Here is a 21,448-nt window from a genome sequence, read left to right on the forward strand (position 1 = left end):
ATCAAATATCGGCAAGCCACATCATTGCATATGCCGGTGGAAGCAAAGCACGCCGCCAGAACCCAAGAGGGAAACGGCCGGGAATTTGGCCAATCACCTCTGGCAGCCCCGCATCCTGCCCCAAGACCAGTCGGGACAGGGCACGCCCGCAATAGGTGCCCATCGCGACACCATTTCCGTGATACGCAAACCCGGCAAATAACCCTGATTGCCCCGGCACCGCCCCGGCAAACGGAGTCAGATCGCGGGACAAACACACCATGCCGGACCACATATGCGTGACGTCGACATGCGCCCATTCGGGGAACATCTTCCGAAAGTCCGATTGAACCTTTTGACGAATTGCAGCTTCGGCCCTGGCCGATGACCGCAAACCACCGCGCATACCGAACAGGAACCTCCGGTCCGGCATAAGACGGAAGTAATGCAACAGGTTGCGCGTATCGTATGACATCTGATCCGTGGTCCAGCCCTGAGCTTGCAACTCACCCTCGGACATTGGGCGCGTCACAAGAACCGTTGACTGGGTGGGCATGTAGCGGCCTGCCATCCAGTTTGGGATATCTTCGCTTGAATATCCGTTGGTGCAGATCAGAACATTTTCAGCGCGCACCCGGCCTGCCGCTGTACGAAGGTCAAAACCGCGCGCGGATTTCTGTTGGGCGTGCACACCAGTTTTCTGAAACAGCTTCGCACCGGACTTAGCTGCCGCTTTCGCAAGTCCGAACAGGTATTTTCTAGGGTTCAGGCCGAAACCGACCGGATTTGTGTATCCGCCATAAAACGCCCCCCCGATGCCAAGCCCGGGAAGGTCCTGAGCCTCGTGCAGCACTCCGGATGCGTCTGCGTTTCGGCGAAGTTTTTCCATTGCACGCGCGGTGTGGGCCAGTTGGGTTTCCCCTTTTGAATGGGTTTCCGCGTTGATCCCGTGGGCGTCCAACAACTCGGCAACAAGGTGAACCGCCTCTGCTTCTGCCGCGTCATAGCGTTCAGCAGCCGGGGCTCCGTAAATCCGCGCCATCGCTTTGTGGCTGAGTTTCGAGCCACCGAGACAGCAAAACCCACCATTCCGGCCTGACGCGCCCCAACCGGGTGTTTCAGCCTCGAGCACGGCAACAGAAACCCCGGCGTTAGCCAGATGCAGGGCCGCAGACAGACCCGTGAACCCTGCCCCGACGATGGCTATGTCAACACTCAGATCGCCCTGCAGGTCCGGCCAATCCGGGGCGGCGATTGTCTCGTCCCACCAACAGCCCTCACGCGGGCCGGAGCCATAGGTGTAATCCGGGAACAGCCGTTTCATTCGGTACGGGCCGCCGCCATCTCATCCTGTTTCTGCCGCATCATGGCGCGTTTTGTGACCAAAGACGCGGTGATGACGCCCACGGTCACAACAGCAATCATCAACGTCGACAGCGCGTTGATCTCGGGGCTGACCCCCAGACGCACGGCCGAGAATATCTTGATCGGCAAGGTTGTCGCCGACGGCCCCGAGGTGAAGGACGCAATCACCAGATCGTCCAGCGACAGGGTAAAGGCCAGCAACCAGCCCGAGATCACGGCAGGCGCAATGATCGGCAACGTCACCAGGCGAAACGCCTGCGCGGGCGAACAACCAAGGTCCAGAGCGGCCTCTTCAAGCGACTGATCGAACGTCACCAAACGCGACGAGACAACGACCGAGACGAAACACATCGAAAATGTCGTATGCGCCAGCACGATGGTCAGGATACCGCGATCCAGTCCGATGCCGATGAACAACAGCAACAGCGATAGGCCCGTGATCACCTCGGGCATGACCAGCGGGGCGTAAATCATGCCGGAAAACAGCGTGCGCCCAAAGAACCGCCCGCCGCGCACCAACACATAGGCCGCGGCGGTACCCAAAACAGTCGCCAGCGTTGACGAAAAGACGGCCACCCGGATCGTGACCCAGGCGGCATCCAGAAATGCCTCGTTCTGGACCAGCTCACCATACCATTTGGTCGAGAATCCGGCCCAGACGGTGACCAGTTTGCTTTCGTTGAAGGAAAAGATGATCAGGATGATCATCGGGATGTAGAGGAACGCAAATCCCAGCGTCAGCGAGACCGCGTTGAACCAGCTTAACCTGTTCATTGCTCGGCCTCCGTCTGTTTCTGCTGGTTGCGCTGGAACAGCACGATCGGGATCACGAGGATCAGCAACAGCACAACGGCCACGGCGCTGGCAACGGGCCAGTCGCGGTTCGAGAAGAACTCCTCCCACAGCACCTTACCGATCATCAGCGTACCCGAACCGCCCAGAAGCGAGGGGATCACGAACTCACCGATCACCGGGATCATGACCAGGAAACAGCCCGCGATGATACCGGGGCGCGACAGTGGGATCGTCACCAGCCAGAATGCCTGCACGCGCGAACAGCCCAAATCTTCAGCGGCCTCGATCAGAGATTCATCCATCCGCTCCAGCGCCGAATAGATCGGCAGGATCATAAACGGCAGATAGGTGTAGACGATCCCGATATAGACCGCAGTCTGCGTGTTCAAAATGGTCAGCGGGGTCGAAATGATGCCCGTCCAAAGCAGAAGCTGGTTCAAGTAACCTTCATTCGACAGGATGCCCATCCACGCGTAAACGCGGATCAGGAATGAGGTCCAGAAGGGCAGGATCACCAGCATCATCAGCGTCGGTCGCCATTCGACCGGCGCGCGGGCCATGCCATAGGCGATGGGATAGCCCACCAGCAGCGTGAAAAACGTGGAAATCACAGCGATCTTGACGCTGGACAGGTACGCCTTCCAATACAGGTCGTCCTCGGTCAGCCAGATGAAGTTCTCAAAGTCCAACTGGCTGAAGAAATCCTTTATCCCCGCCCAGCCCTGCGAAAAGTCCAGAGTCGGTGTATAAGGCGGAATCGCCAACGCGATATCCGACAGCGAGATTTTCAGGACGATGAAGAACGGCACCAGAAACAGCGCTAGCAGCCAGACATAAGGAATGGCGATCAGGAACGCGCGGCGCATCAGTCGGCCAGCAGAACCGCAGCCGTTGCTGTCCAGGACAGCCAGACCGGGTCTTCCCAAGTGAATGAACGGCGTGAGATGCGGCGGGTATTGGCCGTCTGCGCCTTGATGATCGTGCCGTTGGGCAGCTCAACGTGATAGGTGGACAGGTTGCCCAGATAGGCGATGTCATGCACCTTGCCCTGCACAGCGTTGATCGCATCTGCCGGACGGTCGGCGGAAATCGTTACCTTTTCGGGTCGGATCGCCAGATGGCAAGCCTGCCCCTGCGAAAGCCCGTTGGCCGAGGTCGCTGTCAGCGGGGCTTGCCCTTCGGCCCAGTCGATCTGATAGGTATCCTCGCCATTGGCGGAGGCACGGCCCTCGATGATATTCACGTCTCCGATAAAGTCGGCGACATAGACCGAGTTCGGGTTCTCATATATCCGATCCGGGGTAGCGACCTGCATCAGTTTACCCTGATCCATAACGGCCACGCGGCTGGCCACGGTCATGGCCTCTTCCTGGTCGTGGGTCACGATGACAAAGGTGGTGCCGGTCTTTTCCTGAATATCCATCAGTTCAAACTGCGTGTCCTGCCGCAGTTTCTTGTCCAACGCACCCAGCGGTTCGTCCAACAGCAGCAGCTTGGGCGCCTTGGCCAGAGACCGGGCCAGCGCCACCCGCTGCCGCTGCCCGCCCGAGATCTGGTGCGGTTTGCGGCGCGCAAATTGCGTTAGCCGGGTCAGGCGCAGCATTTCCTCGACCCGATCTTCAAGATCGTGCTTGGGCATGTTGTCCCGGCGCAGGCCGAAAGCGATGTTTTCCCAGATGCTGAGGTGTGGAAACAGCGCATAGGACTGGAACATCATGTTCACCGCCCGTTTGTTCGGCGGGATCGGGTCGATATCCTGACCACCCAGCATGATGTGGCCTTCGGTGGGCGTTTCGAACCCCGCCAGCATCCGCATCATCGTGGTCTTGCCGCAGCCTGATGGCCCCAGCAGAGCGAAGAATTCTTTCTCGAAAATATCCAGAGACAGGTTGTCGATCGCCGTAAAGTCGCCAAATCGTTTGGTGACATTCTGGAACTGGATCAAGGGTTTCGCCTGCGGGTCCTCCCACGGCGCAAATACTTCAGAGTTCACTACGGCCCCCGTTCGGCAATCTGGAAAAAGGGCAAGGCGGACATGCCGCCCTGCCTTGGTAAATCGGATCAGGTGCCCGATTTGATCTTGGTCCACAGACGGGTCACGACCCGCTGCGTTTTCGCCGGATAAGGCGTGGTGATGTAGAGGTTCTGCATCGTCGCATCATCCGGATAGATCGCCGGATCACCGATCACGTCTTCCTCAAGGAACTCTTGCGACGCCTGGTTGCCGTTGGCGTAGTACACATAGTTCGACGCCGCAGCCATGTTGTTGGCATCCAGAATAAAGTTCAGGAACTTGTGTGCGCCCTCAGGGTTCGGAGCATCCGCCGGAATCGCCATCTGGTCGAACCACATCAGCGAGCCTTCGGCAAACGGGTGGTATTCGATCTCGACCCCGTTATCGGCCTCGGCCGCACGGTCACGCGCCTGCAGAATGTCACCAGACCAACCCACGGCCACGCAGATATCGCCATTCGCCAACGCATTGATGTATTCCGAGCTGTGGAACTTTTGGATATGCGGGCGGACACTGGTCAGAACTTCTTCGACCTTTTTGATGACGTCCGGATCATGGCTGTCCGGGTCTTCACCCAGATACTGCAAGGTCATCGGGATCATTTCCGCTGGTGCGTCCAGGAAATGCACACCGCACGCAGCCAGCTTTTCCATGTTTTCTGGCTTCAGCACCAGATCCATGCTGTTCAGGGCAACATCGTCGCCCAGCGCCTCTTTGACCTTGGCGACATTCACACCGATACCGGTGGTGCCCCACATGTAGTTGATCGAATAGGCGTTGTTCGGGTCGTATCCGGCGGTGCGTTCCTGAATGACGTCCCACAGATTGCCCGAGTTGGACAGTTGTGACGCGTCCAGTTCCTGAAACGCTCCGGCCTGAATCTGACGCTGAAGGAACGTGCCAGACGGGACAACCACGTCATAGCCCGACCCACCAGCCAGCATTTTGGTCTCCAGCACTTCGTTGCTGTCAAACACGTCGTAGATGAGTGTCAGACCGGTTTCTTCCTCGAATTTCGTCAGAAGCTCTTCGTCGATATAGTCGGACCAGTTATAGACGCGCACTTCTTCGGCGAAGGCTGCCGAAGTCCCCAGTGCGATGGCCGCTGTCATGGTCAGCGTTTTGATTGACATTTTATTCTCCCTGCAAGTGTCCGGGTATTTTCCCGTTTTTTTGGATTTGATCAAGTTTTGCGTTTTCCCCCGATCCCGCGTATGGTTTCACGAGGTCAGGCACCTGGCAAGTCAGCATCATTGGAAACAGGGCAAACCAATTGGATTTGATCAAAAATAAGGCGGTCGGGTCGTCCGGCAGTGGGCCAAAGCGGCCTGCACACGAACAGGTTTATCATTCACTCAGATCGCAGATCATGTATGGCGATCTGGTTCCCGGGCAGCCCGTCACCATTCAGGGGCTGACTGATTCGCTAAACGCCGGAATGACCCCCGTGCGTGAGGCTATCCGGCGGTTGATTTCCGACGGAGCACTGGTGTTCCAAGGAAATCGACGGGTCAGCGTGCCCATGCTGTCAACGCGTGACGTCAAGCAGATGATATATGCAAGAATATCAATAGAATCAGAGCTTTCACGGCAGGCAACGGCCAATCTAACACCTGCGGACGTCGATCATTTGGAACGCATTGATCAACAGTTGGATCAAACAATCGCCGATGGGGATGTCAGCGGCTACCTGCGTTTGAATCATCTGTTTCACGAAACGCTCTATGCTCATGCCGACGCGCCGATTCTCAATGATCTGGCGGAACGCCTGTGGCTCCGGTTCGGGCCGTCCCTGCGTGTGGTCTGTGGCCGATTCGGAACCCAGAGCCTTCCTGACCGCCACAAGGATATTATCCGGGCGCTTCGTGATCAAAACGCCGATCTTGTTGCAAAAGCAACCGCTCAGGACATCGAACAGGGGATGGAGCTCATGGCGGACTCACTTGCGAACGTCTAGATCAGCGCGATTCGATTGACAGGGAAAAATTTGATCATATTGTGATCACCAACCGCTCTTGCAGGAGATTCCCTGATGTCGACCATCACCAATCACATGCCAACCGCCGAATTGCAGGCGCTTGACGCAGCCCATCACATGCATCCGTTTTCAGCCAATGGCGCGCTGGGGAAAGAAGGCGCGCGCGTCATCACCCGTGCCAAGGGCGTCTATCTGACTGACAGTGAAGGCGAAGAAATTCTGGACGCCATGGCGGGCCTGTGGTGCGTAAATATCGGCTATGGCCGCGACGAACTGGCCGAGGTCGCCGCCCGCCAGATGCGAGAGCTGCCCTATTACAACACCTTCTTCAAAACCACACATGTTCCCGCCATTGCGCTGGCCAATAAGCTGGCCGAACTTGCGCCCGGCGACCTGAACCATGTCTTCTTCGCCGCTGGCGGGTCCGAGGCCAACGACACCAATATCCGTCTGGTGCGCACCTATTGGGCCGAAAAAGGCCAACCCGACAAGAACATCATCATCAGCCGCCACAACGCCTATCATGGTTCGTCCGTCGGTTCGGCGTCGCTTGGGGGCATGGCCGGAATGCACGCGCAGGGCGGCATTCCGATCCCGAACATCCACCACATCAACCAGCCGAACTGGTGGGCCGAAGGCGGCGACATGTCGCCCGAAGACTTTGGCCTGGCCCGCGCGCGCGAGCTGGAAGAGGCGATTCTGGAACTGGGTGAAAACCGTGTCGCGGCCTTCATCGCCGAACCCGTGCAGGGCGCGGGCGGTGTAATCGTGGCACCTGACACCTACTGGCCCGAAATCCAGCGTATCTGCGACAAGTACGACATCTTGCTGATCGCGGATGAGGTGATCTGCGGGTTCGGCCGCACCGGCAACTGGTTCGGGTCACAAACCGTGGGTATCCGCCCGCAAATCATGACCATCGCCAAGGGCCTCAGTTCGGGCTACGCGCCCATCGGTGGCTCAATCGTCAACGATGAGATTGCCGAAGTCATCGGCGGAACCGAGTTTAATCACGGCTACACCTATTCCGGCCATCCGGTTGCGGCTGCCGTTGCGCTGGAGAACCTGCGTATCCTTGAAGAGGAAAAGATCGTCGAGCACGTCCGCGACGTCGCCGCGCCATACCTCAAGGAAAAGTGGGAGGCGTTGACCGATCATCCGCTGGTGGGTGAGGCAAAGATCGTTGGCATGATGGCCTCGATTGCCCTGACCCCGGACAAGGCCAGCCGCGCCAAGTTCGCCTCGGCCCCCGGCACAGTAGGCTATATCTGCCGCGATCGTTGTTTTGCCAACAATCTGATCATGCGCCACGTTGGCGACCGTATGATCATTTCGCCGCCGCTGATCCTGACCCCGTCAGAGATTGACGAGATGTTCGTGCGTATCCACAAATCGCTGGATGAGGCACAAACCGACATCATCGAACAGGGTTTGATGAAAGCCGCATCATAAGCGGCATTTGACCTTGTTTGGGAACTGAAACGGGCGGCTCTTTGGAGCCGCCCTTTTTTAACGCATACGTTCCAGAAGTGTCAGGCTGGGATACCCATCGGGCAAAAGCCCTTGTGCCAGTTGATAGGCGCGAACGGCGTTGATCGTATTCGGTCCCGTCCGCCCGTCGATGCCTTGTGTATCGAAACCTGCTTGGGTCAGCCGCGTCTGCAGTTCCTTTTTTTCGGTAAAACTCAGCACGCGGTCGCCGCGCGGCCAACCGGCCTGAAACGGGGCACGTCCGGACAGGCGGTCTGAAAGATGACCGATACCAATCACATATGCATCTGCCCCATTATACGCCTCGATCACGCTGAAATTATCGAAAATCATAAGCGCAACGCCCTGTCCGCCCGCAGGTAGCAGGATCGCGGCCTGCCCATGATCCGCCACGGCTTCGCCATTCATCGCAGTCACACCCCGCGCCGCCCATTCAGATGGCAACAGAGTGTAATCTCGCTTGGCAGTAGAAAAATCGAAATCACCGGGCAGGCGCACCTCAACGCCCCACGGCTGCCCTTTCGTCCAACCATGGCGCGCCAGATAAGACGCGGCAGAGGCCAGCGCATCCGTCGGGTCATCCGACCAGATGTCGCGTCGGCCATCCCTGTCAAAATCCACGGCGTGATCCAGATACGAGGTCGGCATGAACTGCGTATGCCCCATCGCCCCGGCCCAGCTTCCGACCATGTTGTGCGGGCTGACATCCCCGGCCTCAATGATCTGCAACGCGGCAATCAACTGGGTTTCAAAGAACCGCGCGCGACGCGCATCAAACGCAAGCGTGGCCAAAGATCGGATGGTGTGGTCACTTCCCCTGAAGGATCCAAAGGATGTCTCAAGCCCCCAGATCGCGGTCACAACCTCTTTTTCAACGCCATACTGCGCCTCAATCCGGGTCAGCGTATCGCTGTGGCGCTGCAATCCTGCGCGGCCATCCGAAACGCGCCGATCCGAGACCGCCGCGTCCAGATATTCCCATATGGGCTTCGAGAATTCCGCCTGATTGCGGTCCCGTTTGATGACGTCCTTGTCATATGTCAGACCTTCCAGAGACCGGTCCAAAGTCGCAGCGGAAATGCCCTGTTCAAGGGCGCGCTCACGAAAGGCACCCAGCCACGCCTGAAACCGCGCGTTTCCTTCGGTAGACACCCGATACTCCTTGGCTGGTGGTCGAACGACCGGTCGGATCGAGACCGTTACATCAGCCGAAGCCAACTGCAAGATCTGCAACCCATCTGACTTTTCCTGCGATTCCGCCTGCACTATGGATGCCCATAATGCAGCGGTCATGACGCCGCCTATGCATTTACGCATTCCGATTTTTCCTGATTACTGCTCGTCCACAGAATAGCGCAAAACCGCGCTTCGACAAAGCGGTCATGTGTTCTGTTCGCGATCTTTTGCTTCCCGCTCGGCCCGTATCTGGGCCAGCGCCTGCCGCAACATAGGAACGCGATTTGGTCGAAAGCTATCGTCTGTCACAAACATTTCGCGCATACGATCCAAACGAAAGACCCTGAAATCCTGTCTCAGATGGCACCACGACAGCAGAACGCTGGCGCGATCCATATAGACAATACTAAGCGGGTCCACCCTTCGGCGCGTTTCCTCGCCTTTGCCGTCCGTATAGGCAAAATCAATGGTGCGCTCGTCCCATGTGGCCCGCCGCAGATCGGCCACTTCGATTGTCGGCTTGGCCGGGCGTGCAAACCGGGCGGCGGCGAGTACTGCGTGACTTAACCGGTGGGATTGGCGCGGCGGCAAACGACCCTGCAGTTTTCGAAGCGCGTCACTGGCGGCCTCTGCCAGACTCGGATCACCGATCGACTGCACCTCGCGCAGGCCAAGAACCAAGGCTTCCAATTCATCATCGGTAAAGCCCAATGGCGGCAGGGTCGCGTCTTCGATCAGGGTAAACCCGAACCCCGCCTCTCCGTCAATCACAGCGCCCAAACCACGCAGCGCGTCTATGTCACGATGAACGGTACGGGCTGAAACACCCAAATCCTGCGCCAATTGCACCGATGTTTTCGGCGATGGGCCAGAGCGTAAAGCTTGCATCAACTGGAACAGGCGGGCGGTGCGGGACATAGCGCAAGTTACCTTAGTCCTAATGACAGTTTTTGTCATCAGCTCGACGTAACCAAGTGGCGTCCAACCAAGGGAGTTACCAATGTTGACCTTACTGACCTTTCCAGCCGCTTTCGGGTCTTTCAGCGCCAGCCCATTCTGCGTCAAGACGGCCCTAATGCTGCATTACTCGGGCCAACGCTGGCAGCGATCCGACCTGCTGAACCCCAGCAAAATGCCCCACCAAAAGCTGCCCGTCTTGCGCACACCGGACCGTCTTTTGCCCGACAGCGACCTGATCCGGGATTGGCTGGAATCGCAGGGCGCCGATTTCGACAAGGGGCTGACTGACGCGCAAAAGGCGCAGTCCCGCGCCCTGATCCGCATGGCCGAAGAGCATATCTATCACCACATTGTACTAGATCGTTGGGGCAACGATGAGGCATGGCCGATTCTGCGCGACACGTTCTTCACTGAAATCCCAGCGCTGATCCGCAGGCCTGTGACCAGCGCAATTCGCCGGTCGGTGCTCAGGCGTCTGAACGGGGTTGGTGTATCGAGATTCTCAGAGTCCGAACGCCGAGGACGTCTGGAACGCGACCTCGAGTCGATTTCCACGTTGCTTTGGCAATCTCCCTTCCTGATGGGAGACACCCCCACGGCAGCAGATATGAGCGTGGGCCCAATTCTGGCAGCGATGCGCGCAACAACGGTAGAAACGCCGCTGACCCGGCGAATCAAACAAGATACGCTGCTCAGCAGCTATATCGACCGCATAGAACAGGCGATTCCCGTATGATGCCCTTCAAAGACCCTGCCGTCGAAGCCGTGTTCGACGCCTTCCCCCAGAGCACCCGCAAAGGTGCGCTGGCGCTGCGGGATCTGATCTTTGAAACCGCCCAGACGCTGCCCGACACGCACCCCATGCAAGAGGCTCTGCGTTGGGGTCAACCAGCCTATCTTGCGCCCAAAGGGTCAACACTCAGGCTGGGAGGGCACAAGTCTGCCAATTTCGCTTTATTTGTGCATTGCCAGACACGGCTGATCGGCGACTATAACTCGGTCTTTCCCGGCGAAGACCGGCTGGACGGCAATCGCGCGGTCCTGTTCAATCACCCCGGGCAGATCGACGCAAACCGCCATGGTTGGCTGATTGCCAGGGCGCTGACTTATCACGTTACAGAGAAAACCAGATGAATTTGGATCGCTTTTCGCATTCAGCGCAAAGCCAAAAGGCAACTAAAAACGATACGACATATTTCTGAAACGCGTTTTCACCTCTGACGGCGTTTGCGTTCGACCTTGCGCTTGATCTTGTCTTTTTTGCGCTTGTTGCTGGCTGCCTTACGGCGAGCACCACGTTTCGCAAGGCCCCGACCACGCGGCAGGGCCTGATCGTCGATTGAGAGCAGTTCCAACTCAAGCCCGCCCGTGACCGGTGTCGCCGCCGTCAACCGCACCGTGACGCGCTGACCGATGGCGATGATCAGGCCTGTGTCTGATCCCATCAGCGTCCCGGCCTCGCGGTCGAAATGAAAGAACTCGCGCCCCAGGGATCGCACGGGCACCAGCCCATCCGCGCCGGTTTCGTCCATTTTCACAAAAGCCCCGAACCGCGCGATGCCACTTATGCGGCCGGTGAATTCATTGCCCACGCGCTCGCTCAGATAGGCGGCCAGATAGCGGTCGGTGGTGTCGCGCTCGGCCATCATCGAACGGCGCTCGGTATCCGAGATATGGGTGGCGGTCTCATCCAGCCGCGCGATTTCATCCTCGGTCAGCCCATCCTTGCCCCAACCATGTGCCGAGATCAGCGCGCGATGCACGATCAGGTCGGCATAGCGGCGAATAGGCGAGGTGAAATGCGCATAATTCCGCAGCGCCAGCCCGAAATGGCCGAAATTCTCGGGGTTGTAATAGGCTTGCGCCATCGACCGCAGGGTGCTGAGGTTGATCAACTCGGCATCCTCGGTCCCGGCGGCAGCATTCAGCAGCGCATTGAGATGGCGGGTTTGCAGTACCTGCCCTTTGGCCAGGTTCAACCCGGCGGCCTGCGCGGTTTCCCGCAGGCTTTCCAGTTTTTCCGGCGCGGGTTCTTCGTGAACACGGAACAGCAGCGGGCGGCGTTTGGCAATCAGGGTTTCCGCGGCGGCCACGTTGGCGAGGATCATGAATTCCTCGATCAGCTTATGGGCATCCAGCCGTTCGCGGAACGCCACGCTGGTCACTTCGCCCGTGTCGCCAAGTACGATCTGACGTTCCGGCAGATCCAGCTCCAGCGGTTGCCGTTCCGCCCGCGCGGTTTTCAGCGCGGCATAAGCGGCATAGAGCGGTTTCAAAACCGTATCCAGCAAAGGCCCTGTACGGTCATTGGGGGTGCCGTCGATGGCCTCTTGCACCTCGGCATAGTGCAGCGACGCGGCCGAGCGCATCAGCCCCCGCACAAACCGGTGGCCGATCTTGTTGCCTTCGGCGTCGATCTGCATCCGCACCGCGATACAGGCGCGCGGGACGCCTTCGTGCAGCGAGCACAGGTCGCCCGACAGCCGGTCCGGCAACATCGGCACCACGCGGTCTGGGAAATAGCTGGAATTGCCGCGCTTGCGTGCCTCGCGGTCCAGCGCGGTGCCGGGCTGCACATAGGCGGCGACATCAGCGATGGCGACCCAGATTACATGACCGCCGGGGTTCTTAGGATCATCGTCCGCATGCGCATAGCACGCGTCGTCATGATCCCGCGCATCCGAGGGGTCGATGGTCAGCAGCGGCATATCCCGCAGGTCTTCGCGGCCCTTCAGGCCAACGGGCTTGGCCTTGTCCGCCTCGGCGATCACCTTGTCGGGGAAGTCGTCCGGGATGCCGTGCTGGTGGATTGCGATCAGCGACACCGCCTTGGGCGCGGTTGGGTCGCCCAGCCGTTCGACAATGCGCGCACGGGGCAGACCCATGCGGTTCTTGGGGCCGGCCTGTTCCGCCTCGACCAGTTCGCCATCTTTGGCACCCAGCACTGCCCCTTCGGGCACTAGCCATTCGTTTTGGCCGGCTTTGTCGATGGGCACGATCCGCCCGCCTTCGACCCCTTTGCGGAAAATGCCGACGATCTTGCGTGGATTGGTGCCGATGCGACGGATCAGGCGGGCCTCGTAGTTGTGGTCTTCCTCATGCACCACGGTCAGGCGGGCCAAAATCCGGTCGCCCTCGCCCAAGGCAGGGTCGCTGGCGCGGGTTATCAGCAAGACGATGGGCTCGACCCCCTCGCCATGCCATTCCAGCGGACGAGCGAATAGATCGCCATCTGCGTTCGGAGCCTTCACCTGCAACACGCTGACAGGCGGCAGACGATCCGGGTCGCCATAGCTGCGTTTGCGTTTTTCCAAATGGCCCTCGGCCTCAAGCTCGCGCAGGATGCGTTTTAAGTCGATCCGCGCCGCGCCCTTGATCCCAAAGGCTTTGGCGATATCGCGTTTCGAGGTCAGGGTGGGGTTCGCCGAGATCCAGTCAAGGACCTCCTGCTTGGTGGGGATACGACTCATGTATTTGGCGTAACACGGGCGTGCGACGGCGTCATGACCAAAAACGGATCAGGGTTTCAGATCGGCCACCGTGTCAACGTCTCGCAACGGGTTCAGCAGCGCCACGCGCTGACCGGGGACAGAGGACAGCGTGTCCGCCAGTGCATATTCGGTGGACCAGCGCACATTGCGGAACAGGCCGCTGGGCAGCGCGCCGTATCGCTGCGCGCCCACCAGCCAATAGCCACCGTCGTGCGCAGGGCCAAATGCCATCTGCGCCGACCCCAGCGCCTTGAAGGCCCCTGCAATATGAGTACGCGTAATGCCCGGAATATCTGCGCCGATCAGGCAGACCGGCCCCGGCGGCATCCCGCGCAGCATCCGGCCCATCCGATCGCCCAGATCTCCGCGCCCCTGCGCGGCGCGTGGCAGATCAGCAGGCCAGATGGGGCTGATCAGCCCCTCGCGGTCGGGCGCGACTGCCAGCACGATCTGCCAACGCGGGTCGCGCAGGCGTCGGATCAGCGAACGGGTCTGATGGCGAAACCACCACGCTGCCCCGACCATGCCGATATCGCGGCCCAGCCGGGTTTTTACCCGCCCCGGGCGCGGCTCTTTCACCATGATGACCAAACTACGCTGCATGTCAGGCGAAATAGTCCCGCAGGATGCGCGTATAGATCGCCTTGAGCTGTTCGATCTGCGCTACCTCAACGCATTCGTCCACCTGATGCATCGTGCGCCCGACCAGACCGAATTCCACCACCGGGCAGTGGTTCTTCACAAATCGCGCGTCCGAGGTGCCACCAGTGGTCGACAACTCAGGTTTCACGCCCGTTTCCGCCTCAACCGACTTGGCAACAAGATCAGACAAAGGGCCGGGGGGTGTCAGGAAGCTTTCGCCTGAAATCTTGATCCGCAGGTCGATCTCAACCCCGAACGCCTCCGCCACCGCAGCGGCCTCGGCCCGCAGCCAATCGCTGAGGCTGGCCCCGGAATGCAGGTCGTTGAACCGGATGTTCACGGCCCCGCTAGATTGCGCGGGGATCACGTTGGTTGCAGGGTTTCCGGTGTCGATCGTCACAACGGCCAGTGTCGAGGCGTCGAAGTGATCCGTCCCCTGATCCAGTTCGTGACTGGACAGACGATCCATCAACCGCGCCATTGCGGGCATCGGATTCTTGGCCCGGTGCGGATAGGCCGCGTGCCCCTGCACGCCAGTCACGGTGAACCAGATGTTCATGGACCCACGGCGGCCGATCTTCATCATCTCGCCCATCGTATTGGGACAGGTCGGTTCACCCACCAGACAAACCGACATCTTCTCGTCCGCGCGGTCCATATAGTCCAGCAACGCGGTCGTCCCGTGCACGGCGTCACCTTCTTCGTCGCCCGTAATCGTCAGGATCACCGCCCCGTCCGGAGGTGTGTCCCGCACGAAATCAACGGCAGCCGCGGCAAAGGCCGCAACACCGGACTTCATGTCCGTCGTTCCGCGGCCATACATGACACCATCTTTGATCTCGGCCCCGAAGGGCGGCATTGTCCATGCGGCCTCATCCCCAACCGGAACAACGTCGGTGTGACCGTTAAACCCAAAGCTGCGCGCATGTCCTTTCGCGCCCCAACGGGCAAACAGATTGCTGACGCCGCCCCGGTCCACGCGCGTGCACTCGAACCCGGCGTCGGACAGGGTGCGCTCAAGCAAGACAAGAGCACCGCCTTCCTCGGGTGTGACCGAAGGGCAACGGATCAGGTCTGCCGTGAGTTGTACCGGATCTGTCATTTCTCGCCCTTTCTGATTGTGGCTTCGCAGGATCGCGCACAGATTCAACGAATTGAGTGGATTGCCAACCCCTACACCCCCATTTCCCGCGGCTTTTTTGCATAGACCTCAGTTTGATATCTCAATAAAACATGCCCGTTTACCCCAAGACCATCTTGCCGCCTTGTTCAAAACTGAGTTACAGGGCGGCGAAACAGGTAAATTGACGATGAAACGAGTCCTTTTCGCTTTGATCTGCCTGACTTTCGCCGTTCTCGCACAGCAAAGCCAGGCCCAGACGCTGTCGGTCGCAACCGTGACCCGTACCCCATTTTCCTATGTAGAGGATGGGGCACAGACCGGTTTTTCGATGGATCTGCTTGCGGCGCTGTCCGAGTCCCTGAACTGGGACTACGAGATCAACCGAGTCGAGGCTTTTGGCGAAATGCTGGGGTCTGTTCAGGACGGGTCTGCTGATCTGGCCATCGCAAATATTTCGATCACCGCCTCACGCGAAACCCAGATGGATTTCAGCCAACCCATTTTCGAGGCGGGTTTGCAGATCATGGTCCCGTCTGACGCTGTGCGGCGACCGTCACTGCTGCAGGCATTGCTATCGGTCGAGTTGTTTATCGCCATCGGGCTTGCCTTTGCGATCCTTCTGGGTGGCGGCATGCTGATGTGGATATTCGAACGCCGCTCGCAACCCTATTTCGACCGCAAGTTGGACGAAGCATGGTTCCCGTCCTTCTGGTGGGCGCTGAACCTTGTGGTCAATGGCGGGTTCGAGGAACGGATGCCGCGCACCCCGTTTGGTCGGCTGTTGGGTGTTGTTCTGGTCGTATCTTCGCTGTTTATCGTATCCGTTTTCACCGCGCGGATTACCTCTGTGATGACCGTCGACGCCATCAGCGGCAATGTGAATTCGGTCAATGATCTTTACGGAAAGCAGGTTGGCACGATTTCCAATTCAACCGCAGCCAATTTCCTGAACAGGCGCGAGATCGAGTTTGTCGGCTACGACGGGTTGGACCCATTGCTTGACGCCTTCAAGAATGAAGAGCTCGATGCGGTCGTGTTCGATGCCCCGATCCTGGCCTACTTTGCCTCACATGAAGGGCGGCGGATCGCATCGGTCACCGGTGGTGTTTTCCTGCGCGAAAATTACGGGATCGCTTTCCCGACGGGCTCGCCTTTGGTCGAGGACGTCAATCAGGCGCTGCTGTCTCTGCGTGAGGACGGCACCTATGACGAGATTTATCGCAAGTGGTTCGGGGTGCGGAACTAAGGCGGCCTAAGCCGGTTCCTCATCTCCGAAAAACGGTGTCATCTGCGCGACGATAACCGCGTTCTCGTCCAGCGCGCGCTGCATCAAGGCCCGCTCATCAGGATCAATGTCGTGGCCTTGCGCCTCACGCTCGGCCAGAGTGCCATAGCCGGTCACATCCAGAGGCGCCGTGTCCGCCTGCTTCAGGATCGCCACGGTCTCGCGCACCGCCTCGGCCTCATCCACACCACTGGCGAAACACATCAACGCCGCCCCGGTCGCGCCTTCGGGCAGGCCGTCGCCATCCTTGCGACCGATCTGCACAAGCAGGGTGTAAACTTGCTGACGGGACGGTTTCTTTTGCTTTTCCATGCGGGGGCCATAGCCCCGTGCACCTTCCCGGTCAAGCGATTGCGCTGACGCATGCGCGTCGTCATAGTGGCCCCGCCGTTAGTCAAAAAGGTGCTTCATGACATATCCAGATTTCATCACCGATTTTCCCAGCCTCGACGTGCCCTTCCCCGAGGACGTCGTGCAAACCGCCGTGATCCGGTCCGATGCCGGACTGGTGGCGTTTTTCACTTTCCTGAAGGATTTTGAACTGCCCCCGCATTCGCACAAGGCCCAATGGGGAACAGTGATCGAAGGTGAGGTTGAACTGACCATCGGGGATGAAACGCGAACCTACCGCCCCGGCGACAGCTATACGATCCCCACGGGCGTCGAACATGGCGGCAAAATCAAAGCCGGGTCTCGGGTGATCGACGTGTTCGAAGAACCCGACCGCTATCCGGTGAAAGGCTAACAAAAAGGCCGCAGCGCGATGCTGCGGCCCTTTTCCGGCTGGAGCGAGTTTTAATCGCGCAGCAATTCGTTGATCCCTGTTTTCGAGCGGGTCTTTTCATCCACCCGCTTCACGATCACCGCGCAGTACAGGCTGATATTGTTCTTGGACGGCATCGAACCGGCGACAACTACCGAATAGGGTGGCACTTCGCCATACATGACCTCACCGGTTTCGCGGTCGACGATCTTGGTCGACTTGCCGATGAACACGCCCATGCCCAGAACCGAGCCTTCGCGAACGATGCAGCCCTCGACCACTTCCGACCGTGCACCGATAAAGCAGTTGTCTTCGATGATGGTTGGGCCGGCCTGCATCGGTTCCAGCACGCCGCCGATACCCACACCGCCCGATAGATGGACGTACTTGCCGATCTGCGCGCAGGAACCCACTGTGGCCCAGGTATCAACCATGGTGCCCTCGTCCACATAAGCGCCCAGATTCACGAAAGACGGCATCAGCACCACGCCCGGCGCGACATAGGCCGACTTGCGGACGACACAGTTCGGAACGGCGCGGAACCCAGCATCCTTCCACTGGTCCTCGCCCCAACCGGCGAACTTGCTGTCCACCTTGTCCCACCAGCCGCCGTCCTGAGGGCCGCCGGTCTGGATTTCCATATCCTTGATGCGGAAGCCCAGCAAAACCGCTTTCTTGGCCCACTGGTTCACGTGCCAATCACCGCTCTCCAGTTTTTCCGCCACGCGCAATGCGCCGCTGTCCAGTGCGTTCAGCGTATCCTCGATCGCCTCACGCTGCTCTCCCGTGGTGGCGGGGGTAATTGAGTCGCGCGCGTCCCAGGCGGCTTCGATGGCGGCTTCGAGTTGAGCGTTGGACATGGAGGGCTCCCTGCAGAATCTGTTCACGTTGGTCTTGCCTATACGCAAGCAAAGGACTGGCCGCAATGCGACGCAGCAGGCACAGTTTGCGTCCGGTCGGGTCGGTTTCAGCCGCCTAGCGGGTCAGGAGAGATGTTGCCACCGCAGATAAGCACCGCCACCCGCTCTTGCGGATCGGGTTTGTAAGCGCCCGACAGCAGCGCGGCCAAAGCTGTTGCGCCAGCAGGTTCGACAAGAATCCGATGGGCGCGCCACAACACCCTCTGCGCTTCGGCGATAGCCTCGTCCGACACCAGAACCGATGTCATGCCCTGCGCCAGTCCGAAGCAGATCGACCCGATCCGCCGCGCGCCCAGCGCATTGGCCGCTATCCCCGAAACGGTGACATCCACAGGTTCCCCGGCCCTTAACGCGGCATTCAGCGCGCAGGATGTCTCGGGCTCGACCGCCACAACCTTGCGCGCCCCTTGTAGCCATGCCAGCGCACCGGCGATCAGACCGCCGCCTCCGACCGCGACCAGAATAGTGTCCGCCTGCAACCCCTGCGCGTCCCATTCGGCGAAACAGGTGCCCTGACCAGCCACCGTCGTAGGCGCGTCATAAGCGTGTATCTGCATCGCGCCGGTCGCGTCCTCATGCGCCTTTGCCGCCGTCAACGCGTTGGCGTATTCGCCCGACACCACGCTCAAGTCCGCGCCCGTTTGCCGGATCAACGCGATCTTGGACGGTCCGGCCAGTTCGGGCACGAAAATCTTGGCCGGATACCCCAATGTCTGAGCCGCATAAGCCGCCGCTGCCCCGTGATTTCCACCCGACGCGGCCACAACACCGGCCTCGGGGACATCCATGCTGAGCAGCGTGTTGAACACCCCCCGCGCCTTGAAGCTGCCGGTGTGCTGCATATGCTCCAGCTTCATCTCAACCGGATAGTCCAACCCTAGCGCACGGCTTTCCATCACCGGCGTGACCTGTGCGTATCCGGCAATCCGGTCAGCGGCTGCTGAAATTTCGCTCTTCCAATTCATTCTTGTTCTTCCGTGACTGGCACTCTGACCGCGAACCCTATAGCTGTTTTGGAAACACGCAAGCAGGGAAACTTCACCTATGAGAGAAGACCGCCACAGCCCGTTCCGCGACGCGCAGACCGACCGCTCGACCGCGAGCGAGGTGCCGGATACGCCGCAGACCCGCTCGCCCGCCTATCGCCTTGCCTTTGCCGATGATGAATTCCTGTGCCGCGATGAACTGCGCCCGGTTCGCCTGCAACTGGAACTGCTCAAGCCCGAGATGATCATGTCCGAACGCCAGATCACCTCAACCATCGTCATGTTCGGCGGTGCGCGCATTCCGGAACCATCGCAGAAACACACCGCGCGCACCGAAACGCTGGCCGGTCTGTCGCAATATTATGACGAGGCACGCGAGTTTGCCCGGCTGATGACCGAGAAATCGAACCAGACCGGTTGCCGCGAGAATGTGATCGTCACCGGCGGCGGCCCCGGTGTGATGGAGGCTGGCAATCGCGGCGCGCTGGATGCGGGCGGCTGTTCGATCGGTCTGAACATCGTACTGCCGCACGAACAGGCGCCGAATGAATACGTGACACCCGAACTCAGCTTCAACTTCCACTATTTCGCCATCCGTAAAATGCACTTCCTGATGCGCGCCCGCGCCATCACGATCTTCCCCGGCGGGTTCGGCACAATGGATGAGCTGTTTGAATCCCTGACCCTGATTCAAACCGGCCGGATGGATCGCGTGCCCTTCTTGCTGTTTGGCCGTGAATTCTGGGAAAAGGTCATCAACTGGGAGGCGCTGGCCGATGCAGGCACCATATCGGACGAAGATCTTGACCTGTTCCGCTTTGTCGACACCGCGCAAGAGGCGGTCGAGATCATCGAGAACTGGGAACCCGCCCCGCCCCGTGACGACATTCCGGGGCGCTGAATGATGGCCCCAAAACCCGGAGAGATGCTGCACCTCCGCGGCAATGCCCTGAACGCAGGCGACCCTGTGGCGCTGCCCCTCACGCAAAGCAGCATGTACCACCTGCCCGGCGCGCCGGATGGTCTGCCCACCTATGGGCGGGTCGATAACCCAACTTGGGTGCATCTGGAACATGTTCTGGCCCATCTGGAGGACGCGCCGTGCCTTGTGTTCCCATCAGGCATGGCCGCGATCTCGGCGGCGTTCTTTGCCACCATCAAGGCCGGGTCGCGCATCCTGATCCCGTCCGACGGCTATTACGTCACCCGCGTTCTGGCGGATCGGTTCCTGTCGGGTCTGGGCGTGTCCGTTACTGAACGGTCCACTACCAGTTTCACCGAGGGCGGGTTTGACGGGTTCGATGTAGTTTTTGTCGAAAGCCCCTCGAACCCCGGTCTGGACATGATGGACCTGCCCGCAATTGCCCAAGCCGTGCGCGCGGTCGGAGGGATCACGATTGCCGACAACACCACCATGACCCCTCTGGGTCAGCGGCCGCTAGATCTGGGTGTGGATGTGGTTGTCGCGTCAGATACCAAAGCGATGGGTGGGCATTCCGACCTGCTGATGGGCCATGTCGCCAGCCGCAACGCGGAGATCATGGAGCGGGTTGAGGAATGGCGCAAAGTTTCAGGCGCAATCCCCGGCCCGCATGAGGCATGGCTGCTGCATCGCGGGTTGGAAACGCTGGATGTGCGGTTCGACCGGATGTGTGCCTCGGCGCAGGTGCTGGCAGAACGGTTGGCGGATCACCCGGCGGTAAAGTCCATTCGTTATCCCGGCCTGCCCTCTGATCCTGCGCACGCGCTGGCCAAGGCGCAAGTGGCGCGGTTCGGATTCCTGCTGTCGATCACGCTGGACAGCGAAGACAAGGCCGAAACCTTTATCAACGCCTGCCCGATGCTGCGTCCCGCCACATCCTTTGGCGGCGTCCACAGTTCAGCCGAACGCCGCGCGCGGTGGGGCGACGATGTGGACCCGGCCTTCATCCGCCTTTCAGTTGGTTGCGAACCCATCGAAGAACTGTGGCAGGCGATCAATAGCAGCCTGACTGCGCCGTGATTACTTTTTCTTCTGCTCGCGCAGCTCAGTGAACACATAGATCGGCAGCACGATGCTGGCGATCAACGCCCCCAGCCAGACCAGCAAGGTCGCCGCCAGCAGGTTCGAAATTCCGCCAACGGTCAGACCGTTGGTAATCAGGTCGGTCAGCAACAGCCCCACGAATGTCACGATCAGTGCGATACCACCCTTGATCGCGGGGGCGCGCTTTTCACCCAGCTTCAGGATCAGCGGCTCCGCGATCCACTGAACCAGCGTAAAGACGATCACCACAACGATGAACGAGATCGGCCGGATCGCGAATTCGGGCAGCAAAATCGCGGCAAGCAACAACCCGATGGCGTTACCGACCAGCAGGGCCAGAATGGACTTGAGTCTGCGCGTCATTGAGGTCTCCGTCAGCAATCAATTAGAAACATGAAGATATTAGCAGGATTAAGCAATTTAGCGAGGCGTTTCAAAAGCCCCTTCCTTTTGG

The 21,448-nt window shown here is 59.5% G+C and carries 22 protein-coding genes; 8 read left to right on the forward strand and 14 right to left on the reverse strand.

Annotated features, from left to right (window positions below; genetic code table 11):
* Position 1 precedes the first annotated feature (1 nt).
* The 5 genes from GOX73_RS15280 to GOX73_RS15300 form a co-directional block, all read right to left on the reverse strand.
* On the reverse strand, positions 2 to 1,303 hold the full coding sequence (locus GOX73_RS15280; protein WP_171126389.1) for an FAD-binding oxidoreductase: 1,302 nt from the start codon (positions 1,301 to 1,303) through the stop codon (positions 2 to 4).
* Positions 1,300 to 2,118 carry an ABC transporter permease gene (locus GOX73_RS15285; RefSeq protein WP_171124520.1) on the reverse strand — a complete coding sequence of 273 codons (819 nt, stop codon included), beginning with the start codon at positions 2,116 to 2,118 and terminating at the stop codon, positions 1,300 to 1,302. The genes GOX73_RS15280 and GOX73_RS15285 overlap by 4 nt, the downstream gene beginning before the upstream one ends.
* Positions 2,115 to 3,005: an ABC transporter permease subunit gene (locus tag GOX73_RS15290; protein WP_171124522.1), complete on the reverse strand. Its 891-nt coding sequence runs from the start codon at positions 3,003 to 3,005 to the stop codon at positions 2,115 to 2,117. Before GOX73_RS15290 ends, GOX73_RS15285 begins: the two co-directional genes overlap by 4 nt.
* On the reverse strand, positions 3,005 to 4,132 hold the full coding sequence (locus tag GOX73_RS15295) for an ABC transporter ATP-binding protein (RefSeq protein ID WP_171126390.1): 1,128 nt from the start codon (positions 4,130 to 4,132) through the stop codon (positions 3,005 to 3,007). The genes GOX73_RS15290 and GOX73_RS15295 overlap by 1 nt, the downstream gene beginning before the upstream one ends.
* Positions 4,133 to 4,200: 68 nt before the next feature.
* The gene (locus GOX73_RS15300) at positions 4,201 to 5,286 is read right to left on the reverse strand and encodes a polyamine ABC transporter substrate-binding protein (RefSeq protein WP_171124526.1); all 1,086 of its coding nucleotides are present in this window, start codon (positions 5,284 to 5,286) and stop codon (positions 4,201 to 4,203) included.
* A gap of 140 nt (positions 5,287 to 5,426) precedes the next feature.
* On the opposite strand from GOX73_RS15300, the gene GOX73_RS15305 reads away from it, so the two are divergent.
* Positions 5,427 to 6,110 carry a GntR family transcriptional regulator gene (locus tag GOX73_RS15305; RefSeq protein ID WP_171124528.1) on the forward strand — a complete coding sequence of 228 codons (684 nt, stop codon included), beginning with the start codon at positions 5,427 to 5,429 and terminating at the stop codon, positions 6,108 to 6,110.
* A gap of 75 nt (positions 6,111 to 6,185) precedes the next feature.
* On the forward strand, positions 6,186 to 7,583 hold the full coding sequence (locus GOX73_RS15310) for an aspartate aminotransferase family protein (RefSeq protein ID WP_171126391.1): 1,398 nt from the start codon (positions 6,186 to 6,188) through the stop codon (positions 7,581 to 7,583).
* 57 nt (positions 7,584 to 7,640) lie between these two features.
* Here GOX73_RS15310 and GOX73_RS15315 read toward each other — a convergent pair whose 3' ends face one another.
* Together GOX73_RS15315 and GOX73_RS15320 are read right to left on the reverse strand one after the other, a co-directional pair.
* Positions 7,641 to 8,915, reverse strand: coding sequence for a lytic murein transglycosylase (locus GOX73_RS15315; protein WP_171126392.1), 1,275 nt, complete (start codon positions 8,913 to 8,915; stop codon positions 7,641 to 7,643).
* Positions 8,916 to 9,002: 87 nt separating this feature from the next.
* On the reverse strand, positions 9,003 to 9,716 hold the full coding sequence (locus GOX73_RS15320; protein ID WP_171126393.1) for a YafY family protein: 714 nt from the start codon (positions 9,714 to 9,716) through the stop codon (positions 9,003 to 9,005).
* Positions 9,717 to 9,798: 82 nt separating this feature from the next.
* On the opposite strand from GOX73_RS15320, the gene GOX73_RS15325 reads away from it, so the two are divergent.
* Both GOX73_RS15325 and GOX73_RS15330 read left to right on the forward strand, forming a co-directional pair.
* Positions 9,799 to 10,494 carry a glutathione S-transferase family protein gene (locus tag GOX73_RS15325; RefSeq protein WP_171126394.1) on the forward strand — a complete coding sequence of 232 codons (696 nt, stop codon included), beginning with the start codon at positions 9,799 to 9,801 and terminating at the stop codon, positions 10,492 to 10,494.
* Positions 10,491 to 10,892: a DUF1801 domain-containing protein gene (locus GOX73_RS15330; protein WP_171126395.1), complete on the forward strand. Its 402-nt coding sequence runs from the start codon at positions 10,491 to 10,493 to the stop codon at positions 10,890 to 10,892. Before GOX73_RS15325 ends, GOX73_RS15330 begins: the two co-directional genes overlap by 4 nt.
* Before the next feature lie 77 nt (positions 10,893 to 10,969).
* On the opposite strand, the gene rnr is transcribed toward GOX73_RS15330, so the two are convergent.
* Genes rnr through dapE form a run of 3 tightly spaced genes read right to left on the reverse strand, consistent with a single transcriptional unit; the run spans position 10,970 to position 14,993 of the window.
* A complete protein-coding gene (rnr, locus tag GOX73_RS15335; RefSeq protein WP_171126396.1) occupies positions 10,970 to 13,228 on the reverse strand; it encodes a ribonuclease R in 2,259 nt (752 codons plus the stop codon).
* A gap of 48 nt (positions 13,229 to 13,276) precedes the next feature.
* Positions 13,277 to 13,852 (reverse strand): TIGR04282 family arsenosugar biosynthesis glycosyltransferase, encoded by a 576-nt coding sequence (locus GOX73_RS15340; protein WP_171126397.1) that lies wholly within the window; start codon positions 13,850 to 13,852, stop codon positions 13,277 to 13,279.
* Position 13,853: 1 nt separating this feature from the next.
* Positions 13,854 to 14,993 carry a succinyl-diaminopimelate desuccinylase gene (gene dapE, locus GOX73_RS15345; protein ID WP_171126398.1) on the reverse strand — a complete coding sequence of 380 codons (1,140 nt, stop codon included), beginning with the start codon at positions 14,991 to 14,993 and terminating at the stop codon, positions 13,854 to 13,856.
* Between the two features lie 208 nt (positions 14,994 to 15,201).
* Here dapE and GOX73_RS15350 point away from each other — a divergent pair, with 208 nt between their 5' ends.
* Complete coding sequence (locus tag GOX73_RS15350; protein WP_171124546.1) at positions 15,202 to 16,260, forward strand: transporter substrate-binding domain-containing protein; 1,059 nt, start codon at positions 15,202 to 15,204, stop codon at positions 16,258 to 16,260.
* A 6-nt stretch (positions 16,261 to 16,266) separates the two neighbouring features.
* Here GOX73_RS15350 and GOX73_RS15355 read toward each other — a convergent pair whose 3' ends face one another.
* Entirely contained in the window at positions 16,267 to 16,611 is a 345-nt protein-coding gene (locus GOX73_RS15355; protein WP_170388822.1) for a hypothetical protein, read from the reverse strand.
* 97 nt (positions 16,612 to 16,708) lie between these two features.
* Between GOX73_RS15355 and GOX73_RS15360 the strand changes: the two genes are divergently transcribed.
* On the forward strand, positions 16,709 to 17,044 hold the full coding sequence (locus GOX73_RS15360) for a cupin domain-containing protein (protein ID WP_171124548.1): 336 nt from the start codon (positions 16,709 to 16,711) through the stop codon (positions 17,042 to 17,044).
* A gap of 50 nt (positions 17,045 to 17,094) precedes the next feature.
* Here GOX73_RS15360 and dapD read toward each other — a convergent pair whose 3' ends face one another.
* The gene (gene dapD / locus GOX73_RS15365; protein ID WP_171126399.1) at positions 17,095 to 17,922 is read right to left on the reverse strand and encodes a 2,3,4,5-tetrahydropyridine-2,6-dicarboxylate N-succinyltransferase; all 828 of its coding nucleotides are present in this window, start codon (positions 17,920 to 17,922) and stop codon (positions 17,095 to 17,097) included.
* Positions 17,923 to 18,029: 107 nt separating this feature from the next.
* Complete coding sequence (locus GOX73_RS15370) at positions 18,030 to 18,947, reverse strand: threonine/serine dehydratase (protein WP_171126400.1); 918 nt, start codon at positions 18,945 to 18,947, stop codon at positions 18,030 to 18,032.
* A 79-nt stretch (positions 18,948 to 19,026) separates the two neighbouring features.
* Here GOX73_RS15370 and GOX73_RS15375 point away from each other — a divergent pair, with 79 nt between their 5' ends.
* Positions 19,027 to 19,869, forward strand: coding sequence for a TIGR00730 family Rossman fold protein (locus GOX73_RS15375; RefSeq protein ID WP_171124554.1), 843 nt, complete (start codon positions 19,027 to 19,029; stop codon positions 19,867 to 19,869).
* Entirely contained in the window at positions 19,870 to 20,970 is a 1,101-nt protein-coding gene (locus GOX73_RS15380; RefSeq protein ID WP_171126401.1) for a cystathionine gamma-lyase, read from the forward strand. It begins immediately after the preceding gene.
* Here the strand turns inward: GOX73_RS15380 and GOX73_RS15385 are convergent, their stop codons facing one another.
* Positions 20,971 to 21,357 (reverse strand): hypothetical protein, encoded by a 387-nt coding sequence (locus tag GOX73_RS15385; protein WP_171124558.1) that lies wholly within the window; start codon positions 21,355 to 21,357, stop codon positions 20,971 to 20,973.
* Between the last annotated feature and the right edge of the window lie 91 nt (positions 21,358 to 21,448).

The organism is Ruegeria sp. HKCCD7221 (assembly GCF_013031225.1).
Classification (GTDB): domain Bacteria; phylum Pseudomonadota; class Alphaproteobacteria; order Rhodobacterales; family Rhodobacteraceae; genus Ruegeria.

Excerpts from the sequence above, each read along its gene's own strand:
- GOX73_RS15380 (WP_171126401.1), top strand. The coding sequence starts at position 19,870 with ATGATGGCCCCAAAACCCGGAGAGATGCTGCACCTCCGCGGCAATGCC.
- GOX73_RS15285 (WP_171124520.1), bottom strand. The coding sequence starts at position 2,118 with ATGAACAGGTTAAGCTGGTTCAACGCGGTCTCGCTGACGCTGGGATTT.
- dapD (WP_171126399.1), bottom strand. The coding sequence starts at position 17,922 with ATGTCCAACGCTCAACTCGAAGCCGCCATCGAAGCCGCCTGGGACGCG.
- GOX73_RS15280 (WP_171126389.1), bottom strand. The coding sequence starts at position 1,303 with ATGAAACGGCTGTTCCCGGATTACACCTATGGCTCCGGCCCGCGTGAG.
- GOX73_RS15355 (WP_170388822.1), bottom strand. The coding sequence starts at position 16,611 with ATGGAAAAGCAAAAGAAACCGTCCCGTCAGCAAGTTTACACCCTGCTT.
- GOX73_RS15370 (WP_171126400.1), bottom strand. The coding sequence starts at position 18,947 with ATGAATTGGAAGAGCGAAATTTCAGCAGCCGCTGACCGGATTGCCGGA.
- GOX73_RS15300 (WP_171124526.1), bottom strand. The coding sequence starts at position 5,286 with ATGTCAATCAAAACGCTGACCATGACAGCGGCCATCGCACTGGGGACT.
- GOX73_RS15315 (WP_171126392.1), bottom strand. The coding sequence starts at position 8,915 with ATGACCGCTGCATTATGGGCATCCATAGTGCAGGCGGAATCGCAGGAA.
- GOX73_RS15360 (WP_171124548.1), top strand. The coding sequence starts at position 16,709 with ATGACATATCCAGATTTCATCACCGATTTTCCCAGCCTCGACGTGCCC.
- GOX73_RS15320 (WP_171126393.1), bottom strand. The coding sequence starts at position 9,716 with ATGTCCCGCACCGCCCGCCTGTTCCAGTTGATGCAAGCTTTACGCTCT.
- GOX73_RS15340 (WP_171126397.1), bottom strand. The coding sequence starts at position 13,852 with ATGCAGCGTAGTTTGGTCATCATGGTGAAAGAGCCGCGCCCGGGGCGG.
- GOX73_RS15385 (WP_171124558.1), bottom strand. The coding sequence starts at position 21,357 with ATGACGCGCAGACTCAAGTCCATTCTGGCCCTGCTGGTCGGTAACGCC.
- dapE (WP_171126398.1), bottom strand. The coding sequence starts at position 14,993 with ATGACAGATCCGGTACAACTCACGGCAGACCTGATCCGTTGCCCTTCG.
- GOX73_RS15310 (WP_171126391.1), top strand. The coding sequence starts at position 6,186 with ATGTCGACCATCACCAATCACATGCCAACCGCCGAATTGCAGGCGCTT.
- GOX73_RS15325 (WP_171126394.1), top strand. The coding sequence starts at position 9,799 with ATGTTGACCTTACTGACCTTTCCAGCCGCTTTCGGGTCTTTCAGCGCC.
- rnr (WP_171126396.1), bottom strand. The coding sequence starts at position 13,228 with ATGAGTCGTATCCCCACCAAGCAGGAGGTCCTTGACTGGATCTCGGCG.
- GOX73_RS15330 (WP_171126395.1), top strand. The coding sequence starts at position 10,491 with ATGATGCCCTTCAAAGACCCTGCCGTCGAAGCCGTGTTCGACGCCTTC.
- GOX73_RS15350 (WP_171124546.1), top strand. The coding sequence starts at position 15,202 with ATGAAACGAGTCCTTTTCGCTTTGATCTGCCTGACTTTCGCCGTTCTC.
- GOX73_RS15375 (WP_171124554.1), top strand. The coding sequence starts at position 19,027 with ATGAGAGAAGACCGCCACAGCCCGTTCCGCGACGCGCAGACCGACCGC.
- GOX73_RS15290 (WP_171124522.1), bottom strand. The coding sequence starts at position 3,005 with ATGCGCCGCGCGTTCCTGATCGCCATTCCTTATGTCTGGCTGCTAGCG.